18 protein-coding genes and 3 pseudogenes are annotated in these 24,148 nt (G+C 72.5%); 9 read left to right on the top strand and 12 right to left on the bottom strand.

Features of this window, described 5'->3' with window-relative positions:
* Positions 1 to 127 precede the first annotated feature (127 nt).
* Both ABTY62_RS09210 and ABTY62_RS09205 read right to left on the bottom strand, forming a co-directional pair.
* On the bottom strand, positions 128 to 1,897 hold the full coding sequence (locus ABTY62_RS09210; RefSeq protein ID WP_352128777.1) for an AMP-binding protein: 1,770 nt from the start codon (positions 1,895 to 1,897) through the stop codon (positions 128 to 130).
* Between the two features lie 37 nt (positions 1,898 to 1,934).
* Positions 1,935 to 3,662: an AMP-binding protein gene (locus ABTY62_RS09205; protein ID WP_352128776.1), complete on the bottom strand. Its 1,728-nt coding sequence runs from the start codon at positions 3,660 to 3,662 to the stop codon at positions 1,935 to 1,937.
* Between the two features lie 148 nt (positions 3,663 to 3,810).
* Here ABTY62_RS09205 and ABTY62_RS09200 point away from each other — a divergent pair, with 148 nt between their 5' ends.
* Positions 3,811 to 4,608, top strand: a complete 798-nt coding sequence (locus ABTY62_RS09200; RefSeq protein WP_352129024.1) for a helix-turn-helix transcriptional regulator — start codon at positions 3,811 to 3,813, stop codon at positions 4,606 to 4,608.
* Positions 4,609 to 4,694: 86 nt separating this feature from the next.
* On the opposite strand, the gene ABTY62_RS09195 is transcribed toward ABTY62_RS09200, so the two are convergent.
* Positions 4,695 to 5,810 carry a winged helix DNA-binding domain-containing protein gene (locus tag ABTY62_RS09195; protein ID WP_352128775.1) on the bottom strand — a complete coding sequence of 372 codons (1,116 nt, stop codon included), beginning with the start codon at positions 5,808 to 5,810 and terminating at the stop codon, positions 4,695 to 4,697.
* Positions 5,811 to 5,960: 150 nt separating this feature from the next.
* Here ABTY62_RS09195 and ABTY62_RS09190 point away from each other — a divergent pair, with 150 nt between their 5' ends.
* The 3 genes from ABTY62_RS09190 (at position 5,961) to ABTY62_RS09180 (ending at position 9,324) form a co-directional block, all read left to right on the top strand.
* Complete coding sequence (locus tag ABTY62_RS09190; RefSeq protein ID WP_352128774.1) at positions 5,961 to 6,875, top strand: SGNH/GDSL hydrolase family protein; 915 nt, start codon at positions 5,961 to 5,963, stop codon at positions 6,873 to 6,875.
* A gap of 180 nt (positions 6,876 to 7,055) precedes the next feature.
* Positions 7,056 to 7,943, top strand: coding sequence for a phosphatidylinositol-specific phospholipase C (locus ABTY62_RS09185; protein ID WP_352128773.1), 888 nt, complete (start codon positions 7,056 to 7,058; stop codon positions 7,941 to 7,943).
* A gap of 193 nt (positions 7,944 to 8,136) precedes the next feature.
* Positions 8,137 to 9,324: a tetratricopeptide repeat protein gene (locus ABTY62_RS09180; protein ID WP_352128772.1), complete on the top strand. Its 1,188-nt coding sequence runs from the start codon at positions 8,137 to 8,139 to the stop codon at positions 9,322 to 9,324.
* Between the two features lie 98 nt (positions 9,325 to 9,422).
* Here the strand turns inward: ABTY62_RS09180 and ABTY62_RS09175 are convergent, their stop codons facing one another.
* Entirely contained in the window at positions 9,423 to 10,406 is a 984-nt protein-coding gene (locus ABTY62_RS09175) for an MBL fold metallo-hydrolase (RefSeq protein WP_352128771.1), read from the bottom strand.
* A 195-nt stretch (positions 10,407 to 10,601) separates the two neighbouring features.
* Between ABTY62_RS09175 and ABTY62_RS09170 the strand changes: the two genes are divergently transcribed.
* Positions 10,602 to 10,988 carry a tautomerase family protein gene (locus tag ABTY62_RS09170; protein ID WP_352128770.1) on the top strand — a complete coding sequence of 129 codons (387 nt, stop codon included), beginning with the start codon at positions 10,602 to 10,604 and terminating at the stop codon, positions 10,986 to 10,988.
* A 20-nt stretch (positions 10,989 to 11,008) separates the two neighbouring features.
* Positions 11,009 to 11,188: pseudogene (locus ABTY62_RS09165) on the top strand (carboxymuconolactone decarboxylase family protein); the annotation flags it as partial.
* Between the two features lie 104 nt (positions 11,189 to 11,292).
* Here the strand turns inward: ABTY62_RS09165 and ABTY62_RS09160 are convergent.
* The 6 genes and pseudogenes from ABTY62_RS09160 to ABTY62_RS09135 all read right to left on the bottom strand — a co-directional run.
* Positions 11,293 to 11,949 (bottom strand): annotated as a pseudogene (locus tag ABTY62_RS09160) (glycoside hydrolase family 6 protein); the annotation flags it as partial.
* 522 nt (positions 11,950 to 12,471) lie between these two features.
* Positions 12,472 to 12,933 (bottom strand): annotated as a pseudogene (locus ABTY62_RS47480) (glycoside hydrolase family 6 protein); the annotation flags it as partial.
* A 165-nt stretch (positions 12,934 to 13,098) separates the two neighbouring features.
* Entirely contained in the window at positions 13,099 to 14,268 is a 1,170-nt protein-coding gene (locus ABTY62_RS09150; protein WP_352128769.1) for an XdhC family protein, read from the bottom strand.
* Between the two features lie 56 nt (positions 14,269 to 14,324).
* A complete protein-coding gene (gene pucD / locus ABTY62_RS09145) occupies positions 14,325 to 16,700 on the bottom strand; it encodes a xanthine dehydrogenase subunit D (protein WP_352129023.1) in 2,376 nt (791 codons plus the stop codon).
* A 2-nt stretch (positions 16,701 to 16,702) separates the two neighbouring features.
* On the bottom strand, positions 16,703 to 17,236 hold the full coding sequence (locus tag ABTY62_RS09140; RefSeq protein WP_352128768.1) for a (2Fe-2S)-binding protein: 534 nt from the start codon (positions 17,234 to 17,236) through the stop codon (positions 16,703 to 16,705).
* Entirely contained in the window at positions 17,227 to 18,126 is a 900-nt protein-coding gene (locus ABTY62_RS09135) for an FAD binding domain-containing protein (protein WP_352128766.1), read from the bottom strand. Before ABTY62_RS09135 ends, ABTY62_RS09140 begins: the two co-directional genes overlap by 10 nt.
* Before the next feature lie 252 nt (positions 18,127 to 18,378).
* Here ABTY62_RS09135 and ABTY62_RS09130 point away from each other — a divergent pair, with 252 nt between their 5' ends.
* Positions 18,379 to 20,124 carry a PucR family transcriptional regulator gene (locus ABTY62_RS09130; RefSeq protein ID WP_352128765.1) on the top strand — a complete coding sequence of 582 codons (1,746 nt, stop codon included), beginning with the start codon at positions 18,379 to 18,381 and terminating at the stop codon, positions 20,122 to 20,124.
* Between the two features lie 172 nt (positions 20,125 to 20,296).
* Complete coding sequence (locus tag ABTY62_RS09125) at positions 20,297 to 21,094, top strand: hypothetical protein (RefSeq protein ID WP_311723858.1); 798 nt, start codon at positions 20,297 to 20,299, stop codon at positions 21,092 to 21,094.
* A 152-nt stretch (positions 21,095 to 21,246) separates the two neighbouring features.
* Here ABTY62_RS09125 and ABTY62_RS09120 read toward each other — a convergent pair whose 3' ends face one another.
* The gene (locus ABTY62_RS09120; RefSeq protein WP_502997431.1) at positions 21,247 to 21,966 is read right to left on the bottom strand and encodes a GntR family transcriptional regulator; all 720 of its coding nucleotides are present in this window, start codon (positions 21,964 to 21,966) and stop codon (positions 21,247 to 21,249) included.
* Positions 21,967 to 22,321: 355 nt separating this feature from the next.
* Between ABTY62_RS09120 and ABTY62_RS09115 the strand changes: the two genes are divergently transcribed.
* The gene (locus ABTY62_RS09115; protein WP_352128764.1) at positions 22,322 to 23,416 is read left to right on the top strand and encodes a DUF2637 domain-containing protein; all 1,095 of its coding nucleotides are present in this window, start codon (positions 22,322 to 22,324) and stop codon (positions 23,414 to 23,416) included.
* 109 nt (positions 23,417 to 23,525) lie between these two features.
* Here ABTY62_RS09115 and ABTY62_RS09110 read toward each other — a convergent pair whose 3' ends face one another.
* Positions 23,526 to 24,008: an ATP-binding protein gene (locus ABTY62_RS09110; RefSeq protein ID WP_352128763.1), complete on the bottom strand. Its 483-nt coding sequence runs from the start codon at positions 24,006 to 24,008 to the stop codon at positions 23,526 to 23,528.
* Positions 24,009 to 24,148: the final 140 nt, after the last annotated feature.

Below are 24,148 nucleotides of genomic sequence, written 5' to 3'. Positions count from 1 at the left end.
CACAAGTCCATCACGGGGCACTGACAAACCGGGCCGCCCGTCCCTGGTCCGGTGGTCATCCGGCCGGATGGCCGCATGACCGGTGGGGCGGGCGGGGCACCGGCGGGGCCGTGCGGCCCCGGGTACATCAGCGCAGCGGGGCCGCCTGGGCGCCGGCGTCCGCGCGGGAGTCCCGCAGCCGGACGGCGTCGGCGACGCCCGCCGTTCGGAGGTCGACCTTGCGGACCTTCCCGCTGACGGTCATCGGGAAGGCGTCCATGAGCCGCAGATAGCGGGGCACCTTGTAGTGCGCGAGGCGGCCCCGGCAGAAGCGTGCCAGCTCGTCACGGGTGAGCGACTTGGCGCCGTCCCGCAGGATGACGCAGGCCAGGATCTCCTCGCCGTACTTCTCGTCCGGCACGCCGACGACCTGCACATCGGCGATCTTCGGATGGGTGTAGAGGAACTCCTCGATCTCCCGGGGGTACACCTTCTCCCCACCCCGGATGATCATGTCGTTGATCCGGCCGACGATCCGGACGTAGCCGCCCTCGTCCATCACCGCGAGGTCGCCGGTGTGCATCCAGCGCCCCGAGTCGATCACCTCGGCGGTCCGCTCGGGCTCCTCCCAGTAGCCGAGCATCACCGAGTAGCCGCGGGTGCACAGCTCGCCGCGGGTGCCGCGGTCCACCGTCACACCGGTCAACGGGTCCACGACCTTGATCTCGACGTGCGGCAGCACCCGGCCGACCGTGCCGGTGCGGTGGCGCAGGTCGTCGTCGCGCCGGGTCTGGGTGGACACCGGCGAGGTCTCGGTCATGCCGTAGAAGATCGACACCTCGGCCATGTGCATCTCGTCCACCGCGCGCCGCAGGACCTCCACCGGGCAGGTGGATCCGGCGATGATCCCGGTGCGCAGGGAGGAGAGGTCGTACGAGTCGAAGTCGGGCAGCCCCAGTTCGGCGATGAACATGGTCGGGACGCCGTACAGCGAGGTGCAGCGCTCCTGCTCGACGGCGCGCAGCGTGGCGGCCGGGTCGAAGGCGGGGGCGGGGATGACGATGCAGGCGCCGTGGCTGGTGGCGCCCAGGTTGCCGGTCACCATGCCGAAGCAGTGGGAGAAGGGGACCGGCAGGCAGACGCGGTCCTGATGGGTGTACCCGAGCGTCTCCCCGACGGAGTAGCCGTTGTTGAGGATGTTGTGGTGCGAGAGCGTGGCGCCCTTGGGGAAGCCGGTGGTGCCGGAGGTGTACTGGATATTGACCGGGTCGTCGCAGGTCAGCCGGGCCTCGCGCTCGGTCAGCCGCTCGCGGGACACATCGGCGCCCGCGCGCAACAGCCCGTCCCAGGTGCGGTCGCCGATATAGATGACATCGCGCAGGGCGGGACACTCGGAGCGCACCTGTTCGACCATGCGGCGGTAGTTGCTGGTCTTGTGCTCGGTAGAGGAGATCAGGACGGAGACACCGGCCTGCCGCAGCACGAACGTCAGCTCATGGACGCGGGAGGCGGGGTTGATATTGACCATGATCGCGCCGATGCGGGCGGTGGCGTACTGCACCAGCACCCACTCGGCGCAGTTGATCGCCCAGATGCCGACCCGGTCGCCCTTGGCGACGCCCTTGGCCATCAGCCCGAGCGCGACCTCCTCGACAGCCTGGCCGAACTCGGTGTAGGTCCAGCGGCGGCCGCTGGGGATGTCGACGAGCGCCTCGCGGTCGCCGAACCGCTCGATGGTGTCGGCCAGGTTGGCTCCGATGGTGTCGCCGAGCAGCGGGACCTCGCCCGCCCCGCTCGCGTACGACAGCCCGGCCGCGGGGACGGAGGGGTCGAATTCCGATGGGTCCGATGGGTCCGATGCATTCGATGCGCCCGATGCGTCCGGTGGGCCTGATGGGTCGGCCGGTCGGTCGGTCATGAGTACTCCTCGTGATCGCGTGGTGAGTGCGGGTCGGTCATGAGGTGGTCTCCTCATGAAACTCGACACCATCGCCGCGCAGGGTGCGCTCGCGTAGCTCTATACGGCGGATTTTGCCGGAGACGGTCTTGGGAAGTTCGGCGAATTCCAGTCGACGCACACGTTTGTAGGGCGCCAGAACCGCCCTGGAGTGCGCAAATAGGGCCTTCGCGGTCTCCGGCCCCGGCTCCCACCCCTCGGCCAGCACCACATACGCCTTCGGCACGGCCAGCCGCAGCGGGTCGGGGGCCGGGACCACCGCGGCCTCGGCGACCGCCTCGTGTTCCAGGAGGGCGCTCTCCAGCTCGAATGGCGAGATCTTGTAGTCGGATGCCTTGAAGACGTCGTCGGCGCGGCCGATGTAGGTGATGTAGCCCTCGGCGTCGCGCGATCCGATGTCCCCGGTGCGGTAGTAGCCGCCCGCCGTCGCCTCGGCGGTGCGCTCCTCGTCGCCCTCGTAGCCGGTCATCAGGCCGACCGGGCGGCCGAGGGGGCCCGACAGATCGAGACAGATCTCGCCCTCGTCGCCCGGCTGCCCGGTGACCGGGTCGAGCAGGGTGACCGTGAAGCCGGGGCTGGGACGGCCCATCGAGCCGGGCTTGAGCGGCTGTCCGGGCGTGTTGGCGACCTGGACGGAGGTCTCGGTCTGCCCGAAACCGTCCCGGATGGTCACCCCCCAGTCGCGCCGGACATGCTCGATGACCTCCGGGTTCAGCGGCTCACCGGCCGCGAGGGCCTCGCGGGGCGGGGTGCGCAGCTGGGTCAGATCGGCCTGGATGAGCATCCGCCACACGGTCGGCGGGGCACAGAAGGTGGTCACCCCGCAGCGGTCCATCTCGGCCATGAGGCGGGTGGCGTCGAAGCGCGTGTAGTTGTGCACGAACACGGTCGCCTCGGCGTTCCAGGGGGCGAAGAGATTGGACCACGCGTGCTTGGCCCAGCCCGGGGAGGAGATGTTGAGGTGGACGTCGCCGGGTCTGAGGCCGATCCAGTACATCGTCGACAGATGGCCGATGGGGTACGAGGTGTGGGTGTGCTGGACCAGCTTGGGGCGGGCGGTGGTGCCCGAGGTGAAGTAGAGCATCAGGGGGGCGTCGGCCGGGGTCGGACCGTCCGGCACGAACGGCTCGTCCCCCCCGGCGTCCGTGTCCGTGCCGGTGTCCGTGTCCGTGTCCGTGTCCGTGCCCGCGTCCGCGTAGGCCAGCCAGCCGGCGGGCGCGCCGCCGACCGCGATGCGCGTGTACTCGCCGGGCACCTCGGCGAACTTGGCCGTGTCCTCGGACCGCACGATCACATGCGCGGCCCGCCCGCGCTCCACCCGGTCGACGAGGTCGAGCGGGCCGAGCAGCGGGGTGGCGGGGATGACCACGGCCCGCAGCTTCATCGCCGCCAGCGCCGTCTCCCACAGCTCGGCCTGGTTGCCAAGCATGACCACGATGCGGTCACCGGCCCGCACACCCTGGGCGCGCAGCCAGTTCGCCGCCCGGTCGGAGCGGCGGCGCATGTCCTCGAAGGAGATCCGGGTCTCGAGGCCGCCTTCCTCGACGATGTGCAGCGCGATACGGTCGTTGCCCCGGGCAATCCGGTCGAACCAGTCGAGCGCCCAGTTGAACTCGGCCGGGCGCGGCCAGCTGAACCCCTCGTACGCGGCGGTGTAGTCGTTCCGACGGTCCAGGAGAAAGTCCCGTGCCGCCCGGAATCCGTCAGTCAGGCCGTTTGCTGCCACATCTCCTCCTGATCGCCGTACCGCTCGCTAGCATCGTGCGACGGGTGATCTGGGTCTCACCACCCCCGGACGGGGGTGGTGATATTTCGGGGAGGTGACCGTGGCGGAATCGGACCGAACGGTGGATCTGCGGACGACCCTGCTGCGGATGCGACGGCGCGGAGCCCTGCCCGTGGCCTTCGGCGGGCTGTTCCCGAACTCGCGCCAGTTCCGCATCTCCGAGCTCACCGGCACCACGACGAACTCCCTGCGCGGGCTCGCCGTCACCCCCGGCAACGGTCTTGGCGGCAAGGTCCTCACCATGTCCCGGCCGATCTCGGTGGTCGACTACCCGAGCTCGCGCGCCATCAGCCACGAGTACGACGCGGCGGTCGGCGCCGAGAGCCTGCGTTCGATGCTGGCGGTGCCGGTGGTGGTCCGCGGTCGGGTGCGCGGGGTGCTGTACGGGGCGCTGCGCCAGCCCCTGGCGCTCGGCGACCGGGCGCTGAACGCGGCCATGGAGGCGGTGCGGGAGCTGGAGCAGTCGCTGGCGGTGCGGGAAGAGGCGCAGCGGCTGATCACCGTGGCGCAGCAGCCGCCCGACGCGGACCCGGCGATGTGGGAAGAGGTCCGCGAGGCGCACGGCGACCTGCGGGCACTGGCCCAGCAGGTGACCGACCCGCAGCTGAAGGAGCGGATCCTCAGGGCCTGCGGGCGGCTGGCCCGGGCCTCCTCGGGCGGCGGGGCGGGGGACACGGCGGCGCGGCCGGGGGTGGAGCTGTCGCCGCGCGAGGTGGATGTGCTGGCGTGCGTGGCCTCGGGCGCGACGAACTCGGCGGCGGCGGACCGGCTGGGGCTGCGGCCGGAGACGGTCAAGAGCTATCTGCGCTCGTCCATGCGGAAGTTGGGGGCGCACACCCGACTGCACGCGGTGGTGGAGGCACGGCGCGCGGGACTGCTGCCTTAGCGCTTGCCGTACCTCTCGCGCCGCCTCGACCGGCGACCGTGGACCGCCGACCACCGACCGCCGACCCCCGACCGGCCGCGGCCTGATCAGTCGGTCACCGGCTCGAACCGCACATCCCGCTCCCCCGCCGCCGGGTCGGTCACCGTCAGCAGCCGCGCACCCTCGGCCTCCAGCGTCTCGCGGTCGGCGGCACCGAGGGGGACGAACGGGGTCACACGCACCACCGCCACGCCGCGAGCGCGCTCGATCTTCCAGATCCCGGCGACAAACCCGTCCACCAGGATCGTGCCGCGCACGATGCCGTTGACGCCCATCACCGGCACCCGGTACTCATCGGCGAGGATGCGGGCCCGGTCGGCGTGCGAGAGCAGCAGGTTGTCGAAGTCCGCTACGAAGCGGGCGGGGACCGGCAGGTCGGGGTCCGGGAGCGACGCGCCCGCCGGGTCGTACAGCTCGCGCCCGTTCTCGTCCCGGTACCTCCGCAGGCCGGGCCCCAGCCGCTCGACCACCTCGCGCAGCCCGGTCAGCCCGGACCACTTCTGGATGTCCGCGACGGTCGCGGGCCCGAAGGCCGCGAGATAGCGCAGCACCATCGCGTCCAGGGACGGTTCGGCCTCCATCGGCCGTCCCAGCCAGTCCTCGACGGTCGCGTACCGGGGCCCGCCGCTCTTCCCCCACAGCCCGCGCGGCGGCACCTGCACCAGCGGCGCCCACAGCCGCACCGCGTCGACCAGCGCGCCCGGGTCCGCGTCCGGCCACTGGGGGCCGAGTTCGGCGCGCAGCTCGGCCGGGCCCAGGGCGCCCCGCTCGAGCAGCTTCCGCCCGGCCGCCACCAGTTCCTCCCGCGCCACACCGCTCAGCCGAGACGCGTAGGGCGTGCCACGGAACTGCTTGTCGAGCATGGGTTGGATGAGTGGCCGCAGCCGCAGCGCGTCGGCGGCGGAGACGAGGTGCACGGTGCCGCGCATCAGCACCATCCGCACCACCTCCCTCTCCCGCGTCAGCCGTGCCAGCTCCTCGAAAGCGAAGCCGTCCAGGCGCGTCCACAGGCCGATGTACGGGGCGCCGGGCGCCTGGGACTGCATGCCGACAAGCCGCTCGATCACCTCGAGGGCGGTGAGGGACCCCGACCGGTTCAGCAGCAGCTGGCGCTCCAGCAGCGCCCTGTTGAGCGCTCGGGGGCCGAGTACGTCGTTCGTCATGCGCTCCACGCTACGAGTCCTTGCGGTCAGCTTCTGTCCTGGACTGCTCCTCTTCGTGTCCCGTTCTGTTTTCAGAGGGGCACAACTGACGTTCCCCTGGTGCACATTGTGCTTCGATGCCGTCATCTGCCCCAAAAAACAAGGAAGCAAGTGAAACCACATTCCACGCACAGCCCACGTCAACGCACGGCCGTGCTCGGCGCCGTAGCCGTCGCGGGCGCACTGGCCTTCGCGATGACGTCCGCCGTACCGGCGGGCGCCGCGCCCCGGCCCCCCGCATCGCTCGACTACGTCGCCCTGGGGGACTCCTACGCCTCGGCGCCCGGCGTCCCCGAGCAGATCGACACCGCGTGCGCCCGCTCCAACAGCAACTATCCGCATCTCGTGGCCGAGCGGAACAGGGCGCGGCTGACGGACGTCACCTGCTCGGGGGCGACCACGGCGGATCTGGCCCTCGCCACGGACACCGCCCCCGCCCAGTACGACGCCCTCAACCGCGGCACCGACCTGGTGACCGTGAGCATCGGCGGCAACGACATCGGCTTCTCCGCCGTACTCGGCCGCTGCGCCACGCTGGGCGCCGGAAACCCGGCCGGAAGTCCCTGTCGTGACGACCTCACGCAGGGCGGCGACGACCAGGTGGAGCGGAGCATCGCCGCCACCGCGCCGAAGATCTCCCAGGTGATCGCCGAGGTCCACCGCCGGGCCCCGCGCGCCGAGGTGGTCATGGTCGGCTATCCGTCGCTCTTCCCCGACAGCGGAGTCGGCTGCACGAGCCTCAGCGTCCCCTTCGCCGCCGGCGACTTCCCCTATCTGCGGGACAAGACGAAGTCGCTCAACGCCATGATCGCCCGCCAGGCCGAGCGCGGCGGGGCCACGTACGTCGACACGTACAAGCCCACCATCGGCCACGACATGTGCCGGCCCGTCGGTGAGCGCTGGATCGAGAGCCTCGCTCCCGAGACTCCGGCGGCACCGGCCCACCCGAACGCGCAGGGCGAGCAGGCCATGGCGGCGGCCGTGAACCGCGCGCTGCTCCGGTGCGGGGTCGTTCACCGGGTCTGACGCCTCAGGTGGGGCCACGGCGGCTGGCCGGGGCCCCACCGGCCCCACCGCGGCACGAGAGTTGACCGCTTGGCACACTATTTTGATCGAGTGTGACCACAACTAGCGATTTCCCCAGCGGACTTGTGGTTCGATGCCGTGCGACACGAACGGGTGAGCGACGGCGACGGGAGATTGCGCATGGACCGGCGAGGGTTCCTCAGGGGCGCGGCCGCGGTGTCCGCCGCGGGACTGGTCTCAGCCATGGGCGGTACGGCCACGGCGACCGCCGCGCCACGGCCGCTGGCGGCCTCGGACTGGCTGTCCGGCATCGCCGACGCCACCCCCGTCCAGCGGCTGACACTGCCGGGCACCCACGACTCCGGCGCCCGCTACGGCGGCCCCTGGACGGAGTGCCAGAACACCACCATCGGCGACCAGCTGAACAGCGGCATTCGCTTCCTGGACATCCGCTGCCGCGCCTTCGAGGGCGCCTTCCCCATCCACCACGGCGCGTTCTACCAGCACCTCAACTTCGACGACGTCCTCGGCGCCTGCCGGAGCTTCCTGAGCGCGCACCCGTCGGAGACCGTGCTGATGCGGGTCAAGCAGGAGTACTCGGAGGAGAGCGCGGCGGAGTTCCGCCGCATCTTCGACACCTACCTCGACGGGAAGGGCTGGCGGTCGCTGTTCCGCCTGGACGCCACGCTCCCGACGCTCGGCCAGGCCCGCGGCAGGGTCGTCCTGCTCGCCGACTCCGACAACATGCCGGGGGTGCGCTACGCCGACGCGGCGCTCTTCGACATCCAGGACGACTACATGGCGGAGCCGTTCGGCAAGTACCCGAAGATCCAGGCCCAGTTCCGCAAGGCCGCGGCCCAGCCGGGCAAGCTCTTCGTCAACTACGTCTCCACCGCCGCCCTGCTCCCGCCCCGCTCCAACGCGGACCGGCTGAACCCGCAGGTCAAGAGCTTCCTGGAGAGCTCCGAGGCGGCCGGGTGGACCGGGCTCGGGGTGGTGCCGATGGACTTCCCGAACACCGTCTCCGGCCTCGTCGACACCCTGATCCGGCACAACCCGGCGGCCTGACAGCCGCTTGGGCCGGGCGGACCGCCCCCTGACCGACCGGGCAGGGGGCGCCGCCACGCCCACCGGGCCGCAACCTCAGCCGGTACGTCAAGCCGTCACCGGAGGCGATCGCCAAACTGACCAGCCTGCTTGGCCCGGGGGGACACTCGCCGCTCAGCGAAAGCCGCACGTTCCGACGTGCTATACCGAGGCCATGACCGAGCAGAACGTCGAACTCGTCCGTCGTGGGATGCTCAAGCGCCCGGTGGATTCACGCCGTTATCGGGGGCTGGTCCGGGAAGACAAGACCCTCGGGTGGGCGGTGGCCGCGCTGGACACGGTCGAGCAGATGCGCGGGAAACCCCCGGAGGCGTGGCCCACGACGACCGCCTTGCCCGACGCTCTGGCGAAACTCGCCGACTTGCTCACAGAGTTGGGGTGGGACGACCTCGCTGCCGCGACTCGCCGTGAACAAGTCACCGCATACGGGCAGCTGCGCGTCGGCCGACGAGGCGCGTTCTCCGAAGACATCGCCCGTGCCTTGACCGCACTGCGCGGCAATCTCATGGACCTCGAGCGCCACGAAGAGGCGCTCGAGGTCGTCGTCGAGCAACTGCGGCTGCCCGGCACGGCCGAATCCGTTCAGGAGGCCCTCGACTGGCGGACAGTACTCCTTGCCCGACTCGGCCGTCATGAGGAGGCGCTGGATTCCGCGGCCGAAGCGATCCGTCGGCAACGCAAGCGCCGCGGGGGCGCCTCGAAGGCCCTCGAACTCAGCCATGCGCGGGAGGCGTACGCAAAGCAACTCGACGCCGTCGGCCGGGTTGCCGAGGCGGCGGAGGCGACTGCCGAGGTCGCCGCTTACTGGCGCGAGCACCCCGACTCCACGGTGAAGTACCTCGCGACAGTGGATCAGCTGAGCGACCGGCTGGTCCGGAGCGGCCGGGCCGAGGAGGCGGCCGCCCGCATCACCGAGGCGATACGGGTCGCGCGTCACCGTCAACCGCAGCTCGAGTCGGCACGTATCTGGCACAACTTCGGCGTTCGGCTGCTCGAGCTGGGTCTCCCCGGCGACGCCGCGGACGCAGGCCGGCAGGCGGTGACTCTCCTACGTGAACGCGCACAGTTGGCCCAGGCAAGTCACCGGAAGACAGAGGAGGCGGACGACTGGGACGACGATCACCGCTATGCACAGTGGTATCTGCTCGAGCGGCGGCGCGAGGAGCTGGAATCGTCGCTCGCGAACGTCCGCCGGACCGAGCGGGCCCTTGGCGACGCGCTGCGTTCCCTGAGCGCCTGCCTGCGCCGGCTGAACCTCGTCGACGAGGCCGCCGCAGCGGACGCCGAGGCCGCCGCACTTGCGCGGCGCCCCTCGGAGAAGGAGGCCACCGACCGGGACTGACACTCGCGTCATCGACACACTCTCAGCGCTGAGCCGGCGTCGCCATGATGGGCTCCCTGCCCCGGGCACTGGCGCGGGTTGCGGCGGGCCCTTCACGGTTACGCGCTGCTGGGCTGGTGCTGTTCGGGGAGCAGGCTCTCCGGGTGCACCCACAGCACCACGTTGTCCGGGCGCCCGCCACCGGGACCCCCGCCCTCCCTCTCGAAGAAGTCAAGGATGTCCTGCTCCGCATGGCGCAGGCTGAAATGGGTCAGAACGAACAGGGTCTCGGGATGTGCCTCGACCACGGGGCGGAGGCGACTCCAGACGGTGTGCCCGACCCGATCCGCCCGCTCCAGCTCACTGTCGTGCAGGAACGTGCACTCGGTGACGATCACCGGATACGTGAACAACCACGGATTCCGCTCGAACACCCGCACGTGCGTGTCGCCGAGGAAGGCGAACAGCGGCCGCAGCACCTCTTGTTCGACCTCGACGCCCTCCCTGCGCCGCTGCGCCACGATCCGGCCGAACTCACCGCCCCGCCCCTCCTTCACCAACAAGCGGCGCAGTTCCTCGTACTCGGGCCGTAGCGCCTTGCCGACCTCGGAGACGGCGTACCCCACGCAGGGCACCTTGTGCTCGCACTCCACCACCCGCACGTGGTGCGCCCGCCGCCCGAAGGTGAACTCGTCGCCCTGCCGTACGCCATGCAACCGGTAGCCACCGGCGAGGCCCGGGTCGTACCCCGCCCCGTGGTTCAGCTCCGCCGACGCCCGCAGAAAGGACTCCACATAGGGCACCGCTTCGGCCGGAAGGTAGATGTCGGTACCCGCCCGAGAGGCGAGGAAGTCCAGGTCCTTCACATGGTCGTGATGGGTGTGGGTGAGCAGCACCGTATCGACCTGACGCCCTTCGCACAGCCCCGCGTCGAGGCTGCACCGCAGCTCGGGGATGTGGAAGAACGTCTTGTCGTTCGCACGCGAATAGCCGGTGAGGGTGAAACCGGTACCGGGTATCTCCCAGGTCTTCCACTGACGGAACGGATGTCCCTGTTCCAGCCGCTCGGGATTGCGTGCCGACGGCTTCGGGGCCTGCCCCATGGATGCACCTCTCCAGTAGGGAACCAGCCCGTCCCCTGAGATCACAGGCGGCCGATCGTAGCGGGACCGCCGGGATGGACACCGCGAATATCCGCACCGGCCGCCGCCCACCGGGGTGTTGACACGCATCGACCTCACCCTATTAGCTTTGCACGCAAAGATACTTTGCTTTCAAAGCTATCCCCTGGGGGTGTCATGCCACATCTGACCGTTCACGTCCTCGAAAGTGACCTCGTCGGCCGGGAGACCGACTTGATCGAAGCACTGACCGACGCGGTTGTCGCCGTGTACGGGGACTGGGCGCGAGACATCGCGGTCGTGCACCTGATCGGTCTGCCGGCGAGCCGATGGGGCATCGGCGGCAAGCCGGCGCAGGCGCCGTCGCCGAGTGTGACGTTCGGCATCAAGGAGGGCGCGTTCAGCCGGCCGGACGCGGAGGAGATCGTGGCCCGGCTGATAGCCGGAGTCACCGACGCGATCGTCGCCGTGTTCGGCGAACGCGTCCGCTCCGGTGTGGGCGTCGAGCTGGTGGGCACACCGGCCGGCCGCAGTGGCATCGGTGGCGTTGTGGTCTCGCCATAGGCGGGCCGTCCGACGACGGCGCGCTGGCGCTCACCGAGGCCGTCACCCTGCTGCCGGAGGGCGTGCCGGGCGCTGTCTACGACGAGGCCGCGGGCCACTTCGACGAGCAGGAGCTCGCCCACCTCATCGCGCTGATCTTCACCGTCAACGCGTGGAACCGGATGAACGTCACCACGCGCAGGACGCCCGGCACCCACTGACCGACCCGGACCCTGCGAAAGTCGCAGACCTCGCCGGACCGCCGTGCGGGACCCCCGGCCGGAGTGAGCCGGGCCGGGGGTGCCGGTGCGGGCCGGACCCGCCGTCAGAGGGAGGGCTGGGCGTTGCGGACCAGTTCCAGGGCCTGCTCGGGGAACCAGCCGCCCGCCTCCGGGTCGACCGACCCGCGCTCCGGGTCCTGGGGTCCCGCCGTGCCGCGCAGGCACTGGCCGTCCGACTCGCCGGGGGTCTTCACCCACAGCGCGGCGTCGTGCAGCGGGTCGCCCGTCTTGGTGGTGGGGCGGGCGCCCAGGCCCCGGCCGGGAGGGTTGCACCAGGACTGGGGGTCGGCGTGGCTGTCGGCCCTGGGCAGCCACGGGCCGCGGCCGTTGCGGCTGGTGTCGGTGATGAAGTGCTTCATCTCGTCGGGATCGAGGAGCGCGTTGAGCTCCAGCCACCGCTCGGCGCTCAGCCGCGGCCAGCGCTGGTTCGGGCAGTCCGCCTGGTCGCCGCCGTCGGCCACATAGGCGAGGCAGGAGGAGATGAGCCGGCCGTACCAGGCGTTGTCCTCGTCGGTCTGGTAGTGGGAGACGTTGATGGAGAAGCCGCTGGCGTGCTCCACGCCGCCGTGCAGCAGCCGGGACACGATGCTGTTGACGGAGTGCCAGCCCGGGTGGCCGGCGTCCAGGTAGACCTTGGTGCCGGGGAGCGGTTCCAGGGTGCGCGCCGCGTAGTCGATCTCGTGGTAGCGGGCGGCGGTGCGGAGCCTGCGCTCGGCGGGGGTGAGGACGGGGGGCTTCCTGGGGGTGTCGGTGGCGGGGGCGGTGGCGTTGCCGGTGGGTTGTTGGTCGGTGGGGTTGCTGGTGGGGGTTTCGGTGGGGTTGGCCGCGGTGCCGTCGACCGGCTCGCCCGCGGGTTGCCCGGGGGGCGTGGTCGTGGGCACGACGGGCTCGGCGGGCGCGGCGGTGTGCTCCTCCTCGGGCAGGTCCGTGACCGGGTCGATGTCGCCCGGCGCCCCGGCCCGGGGCCTGACCTGCGCCGCGAGGTGCCCCGCCAGCTGTCCCGCCACCCGCGCGTGGGCCTGCGCCTCGGCCTGCGCTTCGATGCCCGCGAGCGCGCCGCCGAGCACTTCGGCCCCGGCGCCGAACAGTCGGCTGTCGAAGGCCGCGTCGTCGGATCCGTCGCCGCTCGCGGGGGCGCCGCCGTCCGGCCCCGCCTGGAACTCCTCGCCGAAGTCCTCGTCCCGCGCGCCGGCCGCACCCCGCTCCGGGCCGCAGTCCGACGGCAGCAGGGCGAGCGAGTCGGGTTCGAGGACGATCAGCGCCCGGCGGCGGCCGATGCCCCGGGCGACGGCGTCGATCCACTCCTGGTACTCGGCGGTGTTCCGCGCCCCGCCCGCCGAGTAGCTTCCGCAGTCGCGGCCAGGGGTGTTGTAGAGCGCGAGCACGGGGACCCGGCCCCGCCGGGTGGCGCTCCAGGTGGTCGTGCGGACCAGCCGCTCGACCTCCTCCGGGGTCTCGTCCCCGAACCAGATCGCGTGCGGGGTGCGGACCATCGCGAGGACCCCGGCGGCCGCGTCGGGTTCGCCGTATCTCACCAGCCGGGTCACCTGACGGTATGAGTCCGTCGCACCCGGCGGGGTGTACAGCTGGTGCAGGGCCCTGGCCCTGGAAGGCTCCCCCGGCGCGGCCGCGTACACGGCTGCGGCGCTGGACAGGGGCAGCGCGATGGCGGCCAGAACGGCCATCGGCTTGGCGGGGATCGTCCGTCTTCTACGCACGTGCGCACTCCTCGGGCGGCGGTTTCGGCGGTTTCGGGGTCGATTTCTGAGGCTCAATCAGAAATCGGGACCCCGCAACGCGTAGCTCCGCCGGGTGGCCGAACCGCTCCCCCACCAATGGGTGGGCCTCCGTCAGGCGACCGAATCGATCCGGCCCATGTTCACGGGCGCCGAAAGGTCGTGGTGGATGGGGGTGTGGGCGCCCGTCAGGGGCAATCCGCCGCCGCCCCGCCGGGCGGCGACGATCTCGCTCGCGATGGACAGGGCCGTCTCCTCGGGCGTCCGGGCGCCGAGATCCAGGCCGATCGGGGAGCGCAGCCGCGCCAGCTCCAGCTCGCCGAGCCCGGCGTCGCGCAGCCGCCGCAGCCGGTCCTCGTGGGTGCGGCGCGAGCCCATCGCGCCGACGTACCCGACGGGCAGCCGCAGCGCCCGCTCCAGCAGCGGCACGTCGAACTTGGCGTCGTGGGTGAGCACGCACAGGACAGTGCGGGCGTCGACCTCGGTGGCGTCCAGATAGCGGTGCGGCCAGTCGACGACGACCTCGTCCGCCTCCGGGAAGCGGCGGGCGGTCGCGAAGACGGGCCGGGCGTCGCACACCGTCACGTGGTAGCCGAGGAACTTGCCGATCCGCGCCAGCGCGCCCGCGAAGTCGATCGCGCCGAAGACGATCATTCGGGGCGGTGCCACGGCGGACTCGACGAGCAGCGTGACCGGCTCGCCGCAGCGGCCGCCGGCCGCGCCGGCCCCGACGGTGGCGGTGCGCCCGGCCTCCAGCAGCGCCCGCGCCTCACCGGCCGCCGTACGGTCGAGGGCCGTACGGCCGGGGGCCATGCGGCCAAGGCTCCCCTCGTACGAGCCGTCGGGGCGCACCAGCAGCGCGCGCCCCAGCAGCTCCGGCGGCCCGTCGGCGACCCGTACGAGCGCCACCGGGCGGCCGTCGGCGGCGGCCGACAGGGCGGCGGCGAGGACCGGGCGCAGCCGGGTGTCGGCCGCCGGCACCGGGGTGACCAGGATCTCGATGGTCCCGCCGCAGGTCAGGCCCACGCTGAAGGCGTCCTCGTCGGAGTAGCCGAAGCTCTCCCGTACGGCCTGCCCGGTGCGCAGCGCGTCCCGGCACAGGTCGTAGACCGCGCCCTCCACGCACCCGCCGGACACGCTGCCGACCGCCGTTCCCGCGGCGTCGACGGCCAGCGCGGCGCCGGGCTGCCGGGGCGCGCTGCCGCCGACTGCCACGACCGTGGCGACGGCGAAGTCACGCTCTTCCTCGCACCAGCGGCGCAGCTCGGCAGCGATGTCCAGCATGGTGCTCAGCTCCTCGGTCGCCGAAAGAGGTCGGTCATGTGTCGGTCATGTGTCGGTCATGTGTCGGTCAGATGTTCCGGGCGGACGGGGACGCGTCCCAGCCGCAGGCCCGTCGCCGCCCGGATGGCGGCGACGACGGCCGGGGTGGAGGACAGGGTGGGGGCCTCGCCGACCCCGCGCAGCCCGTACGGCGCGTGGTCGTCGGCCAGTTCGAGGACGTCCACCGGGATGCTCGGCGTGTCGAGGATGGTGGGGATCAGATAGTCGGTGAAGGACGGGTTGCGCACCCGGGCGCCGTCCGACACCACGATCTCCTCCATGACCGCGAGCCCGAGCCCCTGGGTCGTGCCGCCCTGGATCTGGCCGACGACGGACAGCGGGTTGAGCGCCTTGCCGACGTCCTGGGCGGCCGCGAGTTCGACGACCTTGACCAGGCCGAGTTCGGTGTCGACGTCGACGACGGCCCGGTGGGCGCAGAAGGAGTACTGGACGTGGCCGAAGCCCTGCCCGGTCCGCGGGTGGAACGGCTCGGTCGGGCGGTGCCGGAACTCCTTCTCGATGTCGATCGCGTCCCCGCCGAGGATCTCGGCCAGGTCGGCGAGGACCTCGCCCGCCCCGGTGACCACCTTGCCGCCCGCCAGCCGCAGCTCCGCGCCCGCCCAGCCGGGGTGGTCGGCCCCGAACCGCTCGCGGCCGCGCCGGAACACCTCCTCGCGCACCGCCTCGCAGGTGTGCTTGATCGCGCCGCCGGTCATATACGTCTGGCGGGAGGCGGAGGTGGAGCCCGCCGAGCCGACCTGGGTGTCGGCCGGGTGGAGCACGACCCGCGCGATGCCGAGCTCGGTGCGGGCGATCTGGGTGTGCACGGTCACCCCGCCCTGGCCGACCTCGGCCATGGCGGTGTGCACCAGCGCGACCGGCTCCCCGCCCAGCACTTCGAGCCGTACCCGGGCGGTGGAGTAGTCGTCGAAGCCCTCGGAGAAGCCGACGTTCTTGATGCCGACCGCGTAGCCGACGCCGCGCACCACGCCCTCGCCGTGGCTGGTGTTGGACAGCCCGCCGGGCAGCTCCCGCAGGTCGGAGAAGCCGCCGGGCGGCATCGGGCGCGCCTTGACCCGGCGCAGCAGCTCGGCGACCGGGGCCGGGGAGTCGACGCGCTGGCCCGTGGGCATGGCGGTGCCCTGTTCCATGGCGTTGCGCTGCCGGAACTCCACCGGGTCCAGGCCGAGCTCGGCCGCCACCACGTCCATCTGCGCCTCGTAGGCGAAGCAGGCCTGTACGGCGCCGAATCCGCGCATGGCGCCGCAGGGCGGGTTGTTGGAGTACAGCGCGAGCGCCTCGATGTCGACGTTGTCGACGGCGTAGGGGCCGACGGACAGGGAGGCGGCGTTGCCGACGACCGCCGGAGAGGAGGAGGCGTACGCGCCGCCGTCGAGGACGATGCGGCACTGGACGTAGAGCAGCCTGCCGTCGCGGGTCGCGCCGTGCTCGTAGGTGAGCTTGGCGGGGTGGCGGTGGACATGGCCGAAGAACGACTCGTACCGGTTGTAGACGATCTTGACGGGCCGGCCGGTGCGCAGCGCCAGCAGGCACGCGTGGGCCTGCATGGAGAGGTCCTCGCGGGCGCCGAAGGCCCCGCCGACGCCGGACAGGGTGAGCCGGACCTTGTCGGCGGGCAGGCCCAGGACCGGGGCGAGCTGGTCGCGGTCGACGTGCAGCCACTGGGTGGCGATGTAGAGGTCGACGCCGCCGTCCTCGGCGGGCACGGCCAGGCCGGACTCCGGGCCGAGGAATGCCTGGTCCTGCATGCCGACCTCGTAGTCGCGGCGCACCACGACATCGGCGCGGGCCCTGGCGGCGGCGACGTCGCCGCGCCTGATGGGCTGGCGGTGGACGATGTTGGGGTGCGGGGCGTGTGCGGCGTGGCGGTCGGTGCGGCCGGGGTGGAGCACGGGCGCGCCGGGCGCGGTGGCGGTGGCCTCGTCGGTGATCAGCGGCAGCTCGGCGTACTCGACCCTGATCCGGGCGGCGGCGCGGCGCGCGGTCTCGGGGTGGTCGGCGGCGACGATCGCGACGGCCTCGCCGTGGTAGCGGACCCGGTCGGCGGCGAGCACGGGCTGGTCGCGGATCTCCAGGCCGTAGTGGGTCTCGGCGGGGAGGTCGGCGTAGGTCATGACGGTGTGCACGCCGGGCACGGCCAGCGCCTCGGCGACGTCGATGGAGCGGATCTCGGCGTGTGCGTGCGGGCTGCGGAGGGTGCAGCCCCACAGCATGTCCTCGTGCCACAGGTCGGACGCGTACGCGAACTCGCCGGTCACCTTGAGGGTGCCGTCGGGGCGTGGGGTGGACTCGCCGATGGCGCCCGGGGTGGTGGCGCCCTGGTGCGGCCGGGCGGGGGCGGCGGTGGTGGTGGTGGTGCGGCCGGGGCCCATGGTCACCTCGCCTCCGTGGTGCGCGCGGCGGCCAGCCGGACCGCGTCGAGGATCGTCTCGTAGCCGGTGCAGCGGCACAGATTGCCGGAGAGCGCCTCGCGGATGTCGGCGTCGGAGGGGTCGGGGTTGCGCTCCAGCAGTTCATCGGCGGCGACGAGCAGGCCGGGGGTGCAGAAGCCGCACTGGATGGCGCCGGCGTCGATGAACGCCTGCTGGACGGGGGCCGGCGAGGGCTGCTGTGGCGTGGCCGCCGTCGCCTCGCCGCCCGTGGCCCGCCGGCTCCTGGTCTCGGCGTACTCCGCGAGACCCTCGACCGTGACCACCTCGCGGCCCTCGGCCTGACCGGCCGCCACCAGGCAGGCGCAGACCGGCAGACCGTCGAGCCGGACCGTGCAGGATCCGCATTCGCCCTGCTCACAGGCGTTCTTGGAGCCCGGGAGGCCCAGCCGCTCGCGCAGTACGTACAGCAGCGACTCGCCCTCCCACACATCGTCGGCCTGTCGCGGCCGCCCGTTGACCGTGAATGTCACGCGCACCGTGCGCCTCCCTCAGTCGTGCCGCCGCCCTCGCGGAACGCCTGCCAGGTCCAGCCGAGCGTGCGGCGCGCCATGACGGTCACCGCGTGGCGGCGGTACGCCGCGCTGCCGCGCACATCGTCGATGGGGTCGCAGGCGGCGGCGCACAGCTCGGCGAAGCGGCGGGCGATCGACGGGGTGATGGTCCGGCCGTCGTCCCAGAAGCCGCCCTCGGCGAGCGCGGCGTTCAGGAAGTCCTCGGCCTCCCGCGCCCGTACCGGGGTGGGCGCGGCCGAGCCGATGCCGGTCCGCACCGTGCGGGTGTCCGGGTGGAGCGCGATCGCGAAGGCGCACACCGCGATGACCATGGCGTTGCGCGTGCCGACCTTGGAGAACTGCTGCGGCCCGGTGGCCTTGCGGATGTGGACGGCCCTGATCAGCTCGTCGTCCGCCAGGGCGTTGCGCTTGACGCCGGTGTAGAACTCCTCGACCGGGATGAGGCGGCTGCCGCGCACCGAGGCGACCTCCACCTCGGCCCCGGCGGCGAGCAGCGCGGGGTGCGCGTCGCCGGCGGGCGAGGCGGCGCCGAGGTTGCCGCCGACGCTGCCGCGGTTGCGGATCTGCGGCGAGCCGACGGTGTGCGAGGCGATCGCCAGCGCCGGCAGCTCGGCCCCCAGCCGCTCGATGATCCGCGTGTACGGCACGGAGGCGCCCAGCCGTACGCTCTCCGCGCCGGTCTCCCACTCGTACAGCTCGGCGATCCGGTTCAGGTCGAGCAGGTGGCTGGGGCGGCGCCGGTCGAAGTTGATCTCCACCATGACGTCGGTCCCGCCCGCGACGGGCACGGCCGTGGGATACGCCGCCTTCGCGGCGAGCGCTTCCTCCCAACTGGCGGGGCGCAGGAATTCCATAGGCGCTCTCTCGTCCCCTCTTCGAGGTCTCCCCCGATCACTCTGCACACGGCCTACCGCCAGTAGACCGAGCTGTGGGCCATCTGGTGCAGTCACCAAAGGCATGAAGCAGTTGGCTGGCCAGCGGCGTGGTCTTGTAGATTCGAACGAAAGACGGGGAGTGGAAACCTCGGCAATCTTCACCGGAAATGGCGAGCACCGGAAACGGCGAGGACTTCCACCGGCAACACACGAAGATCGGCTGGCGACGACATGCGGCTGCGCGCACTGCTGGAGACCGACGCCCTGGGCCTGCGGCTGCTCGGCGGCGAGGAGGAGCTGGACCGCACCGTGCGCGGGGTGATGACCACCGATCTGCGCGACCCGAGCCGCTATCTGTCCGGTGGGGAGCTGGTGCTGACCGGCCTGGCGTGGCGGCGGGAGCCGGAGGACTCCGAGCGGTTCGTCCGGATCCTGGTGGCGGCCCAGGTCGCCGGGCTGGCGGCGGGCGAGGCGGAGCTCGGCTCCGTGCCCGAGGACCTGGTGCTGGCCTGCGCGCGGCACCGGCTGCCGCTCTTCTCGGTGGTGGAGGACGTGTCCTTCGCGTCCATCACCGAGTACGTGGTGCGCCGGGTGTCCGGCGAGCGGGCCGGGGATCTGGCGGCCGTCGTCGACCGGCACCGGCGGCTGATGACCTCGGGGCCCGCGGGCGGCGGCCCGGAGGTCGTGCTGGATCTGCTCGGCTCCGATCTCGACCTGCCCGCGTGGGTGCTCTCCCCCACCGGCCGCCGGATCGCGGTGCCGTCCGTCGCCGCGGCGGCCGGCCCCGGCGGCGCGCCCGAGCTGCCCTCCGCGGTGTGCGCGCGGCTCGCGGGCGAGCATCTGGCCGCCCAGCGCTCGGGGCGCCGCGGCCCGCACCGGGTGACCGCCGACGACGGCGTCACGTACTCCCTCTTCCCCATCCGCAGCGGCGGGCCGGCCCCGTCGGGCGCCGGGGACGTCCGGGAGACCGTGCTCTCCGACTGGCTGCTGGTCGTCGGGGCGGACGCGGGCGACTGGCCCGAGGAGCGGCTGGATCTGCTGCACGGGGTGACCCAGCTGATCGCGGTGGAGCGGGACCGCAGGGACGCCTCGCGCACCGTGCGGCGCCGGCTGGCCCAGGAGGTGCTGGAGCTGGTCCAGTCGGGCGCGCCGCCCGCCGAGGTCGCCGCCCGGCTGCGGGTGGCCGCGCCCGTGCTGCTCCCGGGCCTGGCCACGGCCCCGCACTGGCAGGTGGTGGTGGCCCAGGTGGAGTGGGAGGGCGGAACGGCGCCGGGCGGCCCGGTGGCCCAGTCGCTGCTGGAAGAGGTGCTGGTCGACCCGGAGGCGACCGGGCCCGAGCCCTCGGACCGGATCGCGGTGGCGCACACGGGCGACGAGGCGGTCGCGCTGGTCCCGCTGCCCGCGCTGCCCGCGCTGCCCGACGTTCCGGCGGCCGATGGCGAGGGCGGCGGCAGCGGCGGCGGGGCGTACGGCTTCGAGGCGGGGCTGCACGCCGACGCGCTGCTCGCCGCCGTCCGGGAGCCGCTCTCCCGCGGGCTGGACGGCGACGGTCGGCTGACGCTCGGCGTCAGCGCGGTCGTCCACTCCGCCGACGGGCTGCGCGGCGCACTGGAGGAGGCGCGACACGCCCGGCGGGTCGCCGCCGCCCGCCCCGGGCGGGTCTGCGCGGCGGGCCACCAGGAGCTCGCCTCGCATGTGCTGCTGCTCCCCTTCGTCCCCGACGACGTGCGCCGCGCCTTCACCGCCCGGCTGCTGGACCCGCTGTACGACTACGACCGCCGCCACCGCGCCGAGCTGATCCCCACCCTGGAGGCGTTCCTGGACTGTGACGGCTCCTGGACGCGCTGCGCGACCCGGCTGCATCTGCACGTCAACACGCTGCGGTACCGGGTGGGGCGGATCGAGCAGCTGACGGGGCGTGATCTGGCGCGCCTCGAGGACAAGCTGGACTTCTTCCTGGCGCTGCGGATGAGCTGACCGGGTGTGGCTGGTGGGTCGGCTGTTGGTCAAGGGATGTCCAGTTTCCTTGCCTGTTTGTGAATTCATTCACACCGACCTCTTGGCCGCGCCCGCGCATCCATGCTGAGATTCGGATCACAGCTTCCGGCTCGATGGCGCGCTTGGGGAGGGCAATGTGGCGGACACCGCCATGTCACCACCTGGATCATCGGATTCCGATTCTGGTCTCCGCCCGGATCGGGTAGACGACCCCGTGGACACGGCGGTGTGGCGGCTGCGCTCGCGCGGCTGTTGGCACGACGCCGCGGCCCTGCTCACACCGCGCGCGGCGGGCGACGCCTCGGCCGCGCTCAAGCGGACCGCCGTACTGACCGAGCGCTGCATGTTCACCTCCGAGGGGTGGGAGGCGGCCGAGGACGCCCTGCGGGCGGCGGAGGCGCTCGCGCTCACCGACGACGAGCGGGGCGCCACGGCGTGCGAACGCGGCTATCTCGCCTACGCCTCCACCCTGCTGGGGGTGCGCGACCGGGCCGACGAGGCGCGGACCGCGCTCGGGCGCGCCGCCGCGCTGCTGGGCCCCGGCTCGCCGACCCGCCCGCTGCTGGACTTCCGCCGCGGTCTGATCGCCCAGCACCTCGCGCAGAACCCCACCGGTGCCCAGGCCGCCTTCCAGCGCGCACACGCCGGGGCCAAGAACCACGGCGACGAGCTGCTGCTCTCGTGCACCTGGCGCCATCTGGCCGCGATGGCGGAGCAGGAGGGCGATCTGGCCGAGGCGCGGCGCGGCTTCGCCGAATCGCTGCGCATCCGGGAGGAGCTGGGCTATCTGATCGGCATCGCCCCGGCGCTCGCGGCGCTGGCCGAGGTGGAGGAGGAGCCGGAGGCGACCCGGCTGCGCACGGAGGCGGAGCGGCTGGTGCGGCTGCTGGGCGGGGTGCCGGTGTGGCTCGCCGAACAGTTAAGACAGGCCCCGACCGCGACGGCGTAGTAGGCCGAGGGCGGTTCCCCTGCCCGCCCCTTCCCAGCCCCTGTCGATGTGCGGCTCCGCCGCGTGGGGGGCAGGCCCCCGGGCCCCGGACGGTCAGTGAGGCCGGGGGCTGGGGCTTGCCCCAGATGAGGGAGGGGGCGGGCAGGGGAAAGTCACGCCTCGCCGTTGAAGTGGTCGCGCACCAGGGACTCGACGGCGTCGAGGTCCCGCGCGGCCAGGGCGTCGAGCAGGGCCATGTGCTCGGCCGCGTCCGCGACGAGGTCGGCGGTGCGCACGATCTGGCCGCCGACCAGCGGCCACTGCGCCCGCCGGTGCAGTTCGTCGGCCACCACGACCAACTGTTCATTTCCGGCCAGGCTCAGGACCGTCTGGTGGAAGGTGCGGTCCGCCTCCAGATACGCCGCCCGGTTCCCCTTCGCCGCCGCCGCGGCCGTCGCCTCCGCGAAGGGCCGCAGCCCCGCCCACCGCTCGGGCGCGATCGCCTCGGCCAGGCTGAGCATCACGGGGACCTCCAGCAGGGCCCGGACCTCGGCCAGCTCCGCCAGCTCCCGCGCGCTGCGCCGGGCCACCCGGAACCCCCGGTTCGGCACCACCTCGACGGCGCCCTCTCCGGCGAGCTGCTGCATGGCCTCCCGTACGGGCGTGGCCGACACACCGAAGCGCTCGGCGAGGGCCGGTGCGGAGTAGACCTCGCCGGGGGCGAGCTCGCCGCCGACCAGCGCGTCCCGCAGGGCGTCCAGGATCTGCCCGCGCACCGAGTGGCGCCGGGGCGGCTTCCGCGAGGCGGGCCCGCCGGGGCCACCGGGGCCGGGGCCGGGGATGCCGGGATCCGGGTGCGGCTCCGCCGCCGTTTCGGCACTGGCCTGCTCCACCTCGGCTCCTCCTGACGTCCGCTTGACACGATATGCGGAGGCCGCACGAGGGCAAACCCCTCGGACGTCATATAAAAGGCAAGCCTAACCGGATCCAACCGGAACGGACCACATTGAGCGTCCTGACACAACCTCAGCAGGACGTTTACGTTCGGTCGGATTCCATGAATAGAATGCAAGCCGCTTGCACAGCGCGAGCGTTCGAACCGTATCGCACCTATCCGCGTGTCCCCCCGCCGATTTGGCGTCCTCTTGTCCAGAAACCGCTCGGGACAAGCCAGGTTTGCGCCAAGATGTCGCGCGAGTAGGCCGTACTGCGGCCAGAACTTCACGGAAGCGAGGCAAGGGACACCGGATGAGACTGACCGACATATCGAGCTGGGGCCTCCCGGCCGTCGTAGTGCTCGTCGGCGTCGTGGGAGCGGTGACAGTGCTCGCGCGCGGACGTAACGCCAAGGATGACAAGGCGAACTCCGACTCCTGGGAGCGGAGCGAGGAGCGGCGCCGCCGCAAGGAGGCCATCTATGGGATGGCCTCGTATGTGCTTCTGTTCTGCTGCGCCGGGGTCGCGGCCGCCCTCTCCTTCCAGGGGCTGGTCGGCTTCGGGCGGGAGAACCTCGCCCTGACGAACGGCTGGGAGTACCTGGTGCCGTTCGGGCTCGACGGCGCCGCGATGTTCTGCTCGGTGCTCGCGGTGCGCGAGGCCAGCCACGGTGACGCCGCTCTCGGCTCCCGACTGCTGGTGTGGCTGTTCGCGGGCGCCGCGGCCTGGTTCAACTGGGTGCACGCGCCGCGCGGCATGGGCCACGCCGGAGCGCCCCAGTTCTTCGCCGGCATGTCGCTTTCGGCGGCGGTGCTCTTCGACCGCGCGCTCAAGCAGACCCGCCGTGCGGCGCTCCGCGAGCAGGGCCTGGTGCCCAGGCCGCTGCCGCAGATCCGTATCGTTCGCTGGCTGCGCGCACCCCGCGAGACCTTCGCCGCCTGGTCGCTGATGCTGCTCGAGGGCGTCCGCACCCTGGACGAGGCCGTCGAGGAAGTGCGCGAGGACCGCAAGGAGAAGGAGCACAACCGGCACCGCCGGCGGGAGCAGGAGAGGCTGGACCGGGCCCGGATCCGGGCGCTGAACCGGCAGCACCGCTCCTGGGGCCGGCGCGGCGGCCGCCAGGTGGAGGTCACCGGCTCCTCCCCGCAACCGGCGCTCACATCGGAGCCTGCCATATCGGATAACTCGCCGGAAAACTCCCTCGGTACCTCGCTGGACAAGGGTCAGCTGTCCGCGCCCTCCTCCCGGCCCGCTCTGCGGTCCGCGAGCAGCGGTGACGGATTCGGGGACCGCGAGGCCGACCGCCCGCGGACCATCGACCTCACCGCCGAGGACGACACCCTCACCATGCCGCGGCTCGACTCCCTGGAGGAGAAGCTCGCGCAGATCGAGCGCGCCTTCGGCTGATTGCCGGGTGGGCGGGACGGGGAGCACGTCTCCTCTCCCGCCCCCGCGCGGACGGCACCCGCACCCGCCGCGCGAAGAACCGATGCCCCGCCTCCGGTACGCCGACCCCTCACACGGACCGCGCGTCCAGCTCGAACCAGACCGCCTTCCCCACGCCGTGGGCCCGCACCCCCCACGCGTCCGCGAGCGTGTGCACCAGCAGCAGCCCGCGCCCGGAGGTGCCCTCCTCGGCCGCATGGGTGCGCAACGTCGGATGCCGCGGGACGAAATCCCGCACCTCGACCCGTAATCGGCCGCTGACCGGCCCGCCCTGACCTTCGCCGAGCGTGGCCGTGATGTGCGCCCCGCGGTCCGTGTGCACCAGCGCGTTGGTGACCAGCTCGCTGGTGAGCAGCTCGGCCAGGTCCCTCCTGCTCGGCTCGCCCCAGCGCCGCAGCAGCTCGCGCAGCCCCGCACGGACCTCCGCGACACGGGACAGCTCGCCGTTCTGTAATCGCTTGCTCAAAGCCGGGCCCCGCTCGCTCTCGATGGCCACCGCCCCCGCTTCCGGCCACCCGGCCGTGCCGCCCCGCCGTGCAGGCTGACGCTTCATCCTCCCCCGCCCCGGCCGCCCAGCGGACAGCCAGCGTCGAAATGTCGTCGAACACGCTCACGGAATGCATTCCCGCGTGTTGGCGCCCACACACCGAGGGAAATGATCCGCTGGGACCGACCCGCGCCGATCTTGAGGAG

Source organism: Streptomyces sp. NPDC097640 (genome assembly GCF_040302705.1).
Lineage (GTDB): Bacteria > Actinomycetota > Actinomycetes > Streptomycetales > Streptomycetaceae > Streptomyces.
This window is presented reverse-complemented; position numbering and strand designations above follow the sequence as displayed.

Coding starts and splice junctions, on each gene's coding strand:
- ABTY62_RS09200 (WP_352129024.1), top strand. CDS start 3,811: ATGCGACGGCGCGGAGCCCTGCCCGTGGCCTTCGGCGGGCTGTTCCCG.
- ABTY62_RS09135 (WP_352128766.1), bottom strand. CDS start 18,126: ATGGAATTCCTGCGCCCCGCCAGTTGGGAGGAAGCGCTCGCCGCGAAG.
- ABTY62_RS09130 (WP_352128765.1), top strand. CDS start 18,379: ATGCGGCTGCGCGCACTGCTGGAGACCGACGCCCTGGGCCTGCGGCTG.
- ABTY62_RS09175 (WP_352128771.1), bottom strand. CDS start 10,406: ATGGGGCAGGCCCCGAAGCCGTCGGCACGCAATCCCGAGCGGCTGGAA.
- ABTY62_RS09150 (WP_352128769.1), bottom strand. CDS start 14,268: ATGCTGGACATCGCTGCCGAGCTGCGCCGCTGGTGCGAGGAAGAGCGT.
- ABTY62_RS09110 (WP_352128763.1), bottom strand. CDS start 24,008: ATGAAGCGTCAGCCTGCACGGCGGGGCGGCACGGCCGGGTGGCCGGAA.
- ABTY62_RS09180 (WP_352128772.1), top strand. CDS start 8,137: ATGACCGAGCAGAACGTCGAACTCGTCCGTCGTGGGATGCTCAAGCGC.
- pucD (WP_352129023.1), bottom strand. CDS start 16,700: ATGGGCCCCGGCCGCACCACCACCACCACCGCCGCCCCCGCCCGGCCG.
- ABTY62_RS09185 (WP_352128773.1), top strand. CDS start 7,056: ATGGACCGGCGAGGGTTCCTCAGGGGCGCGGCCGCGGTGTCCGCCGCG.
- ABTY62_RS09195 (WP_352128775.1), bottom strand. CDS start 5,810: ATGACGAACGACGTACTCGGCCCCCGAGCGCTCAACAGGGCGCTGCTG.
- ABTY62_RS09170 (WP_352128770.1), top strand. CDS start 10,602: ATGCCACATCTGACCGTTCACGTCCTCGAAAGTGACCTCGTCGGCCGG.
- ABTY62_RS09210 (WP_352128777.1), bottom strand. CDS start 1,897: ATGACCGACCGACCGGCCGACCCATCAGGCCCACCGGACGCATCGGGC.
- ABTY62_RS09115 (WP_352128764.1), top strand. CDS start 22,322: ATGAGACTGACCGACATATCGAGCTGGGGCCTCCCGGCCGTCGTAGTG.
- ABTY62_RS09125 (WP_311723858.1), top strand. CDS start 20,297: ATGTCACCACCTGGATCATCGGATTCCGATTCTGGTCTCCGCCCGGAT.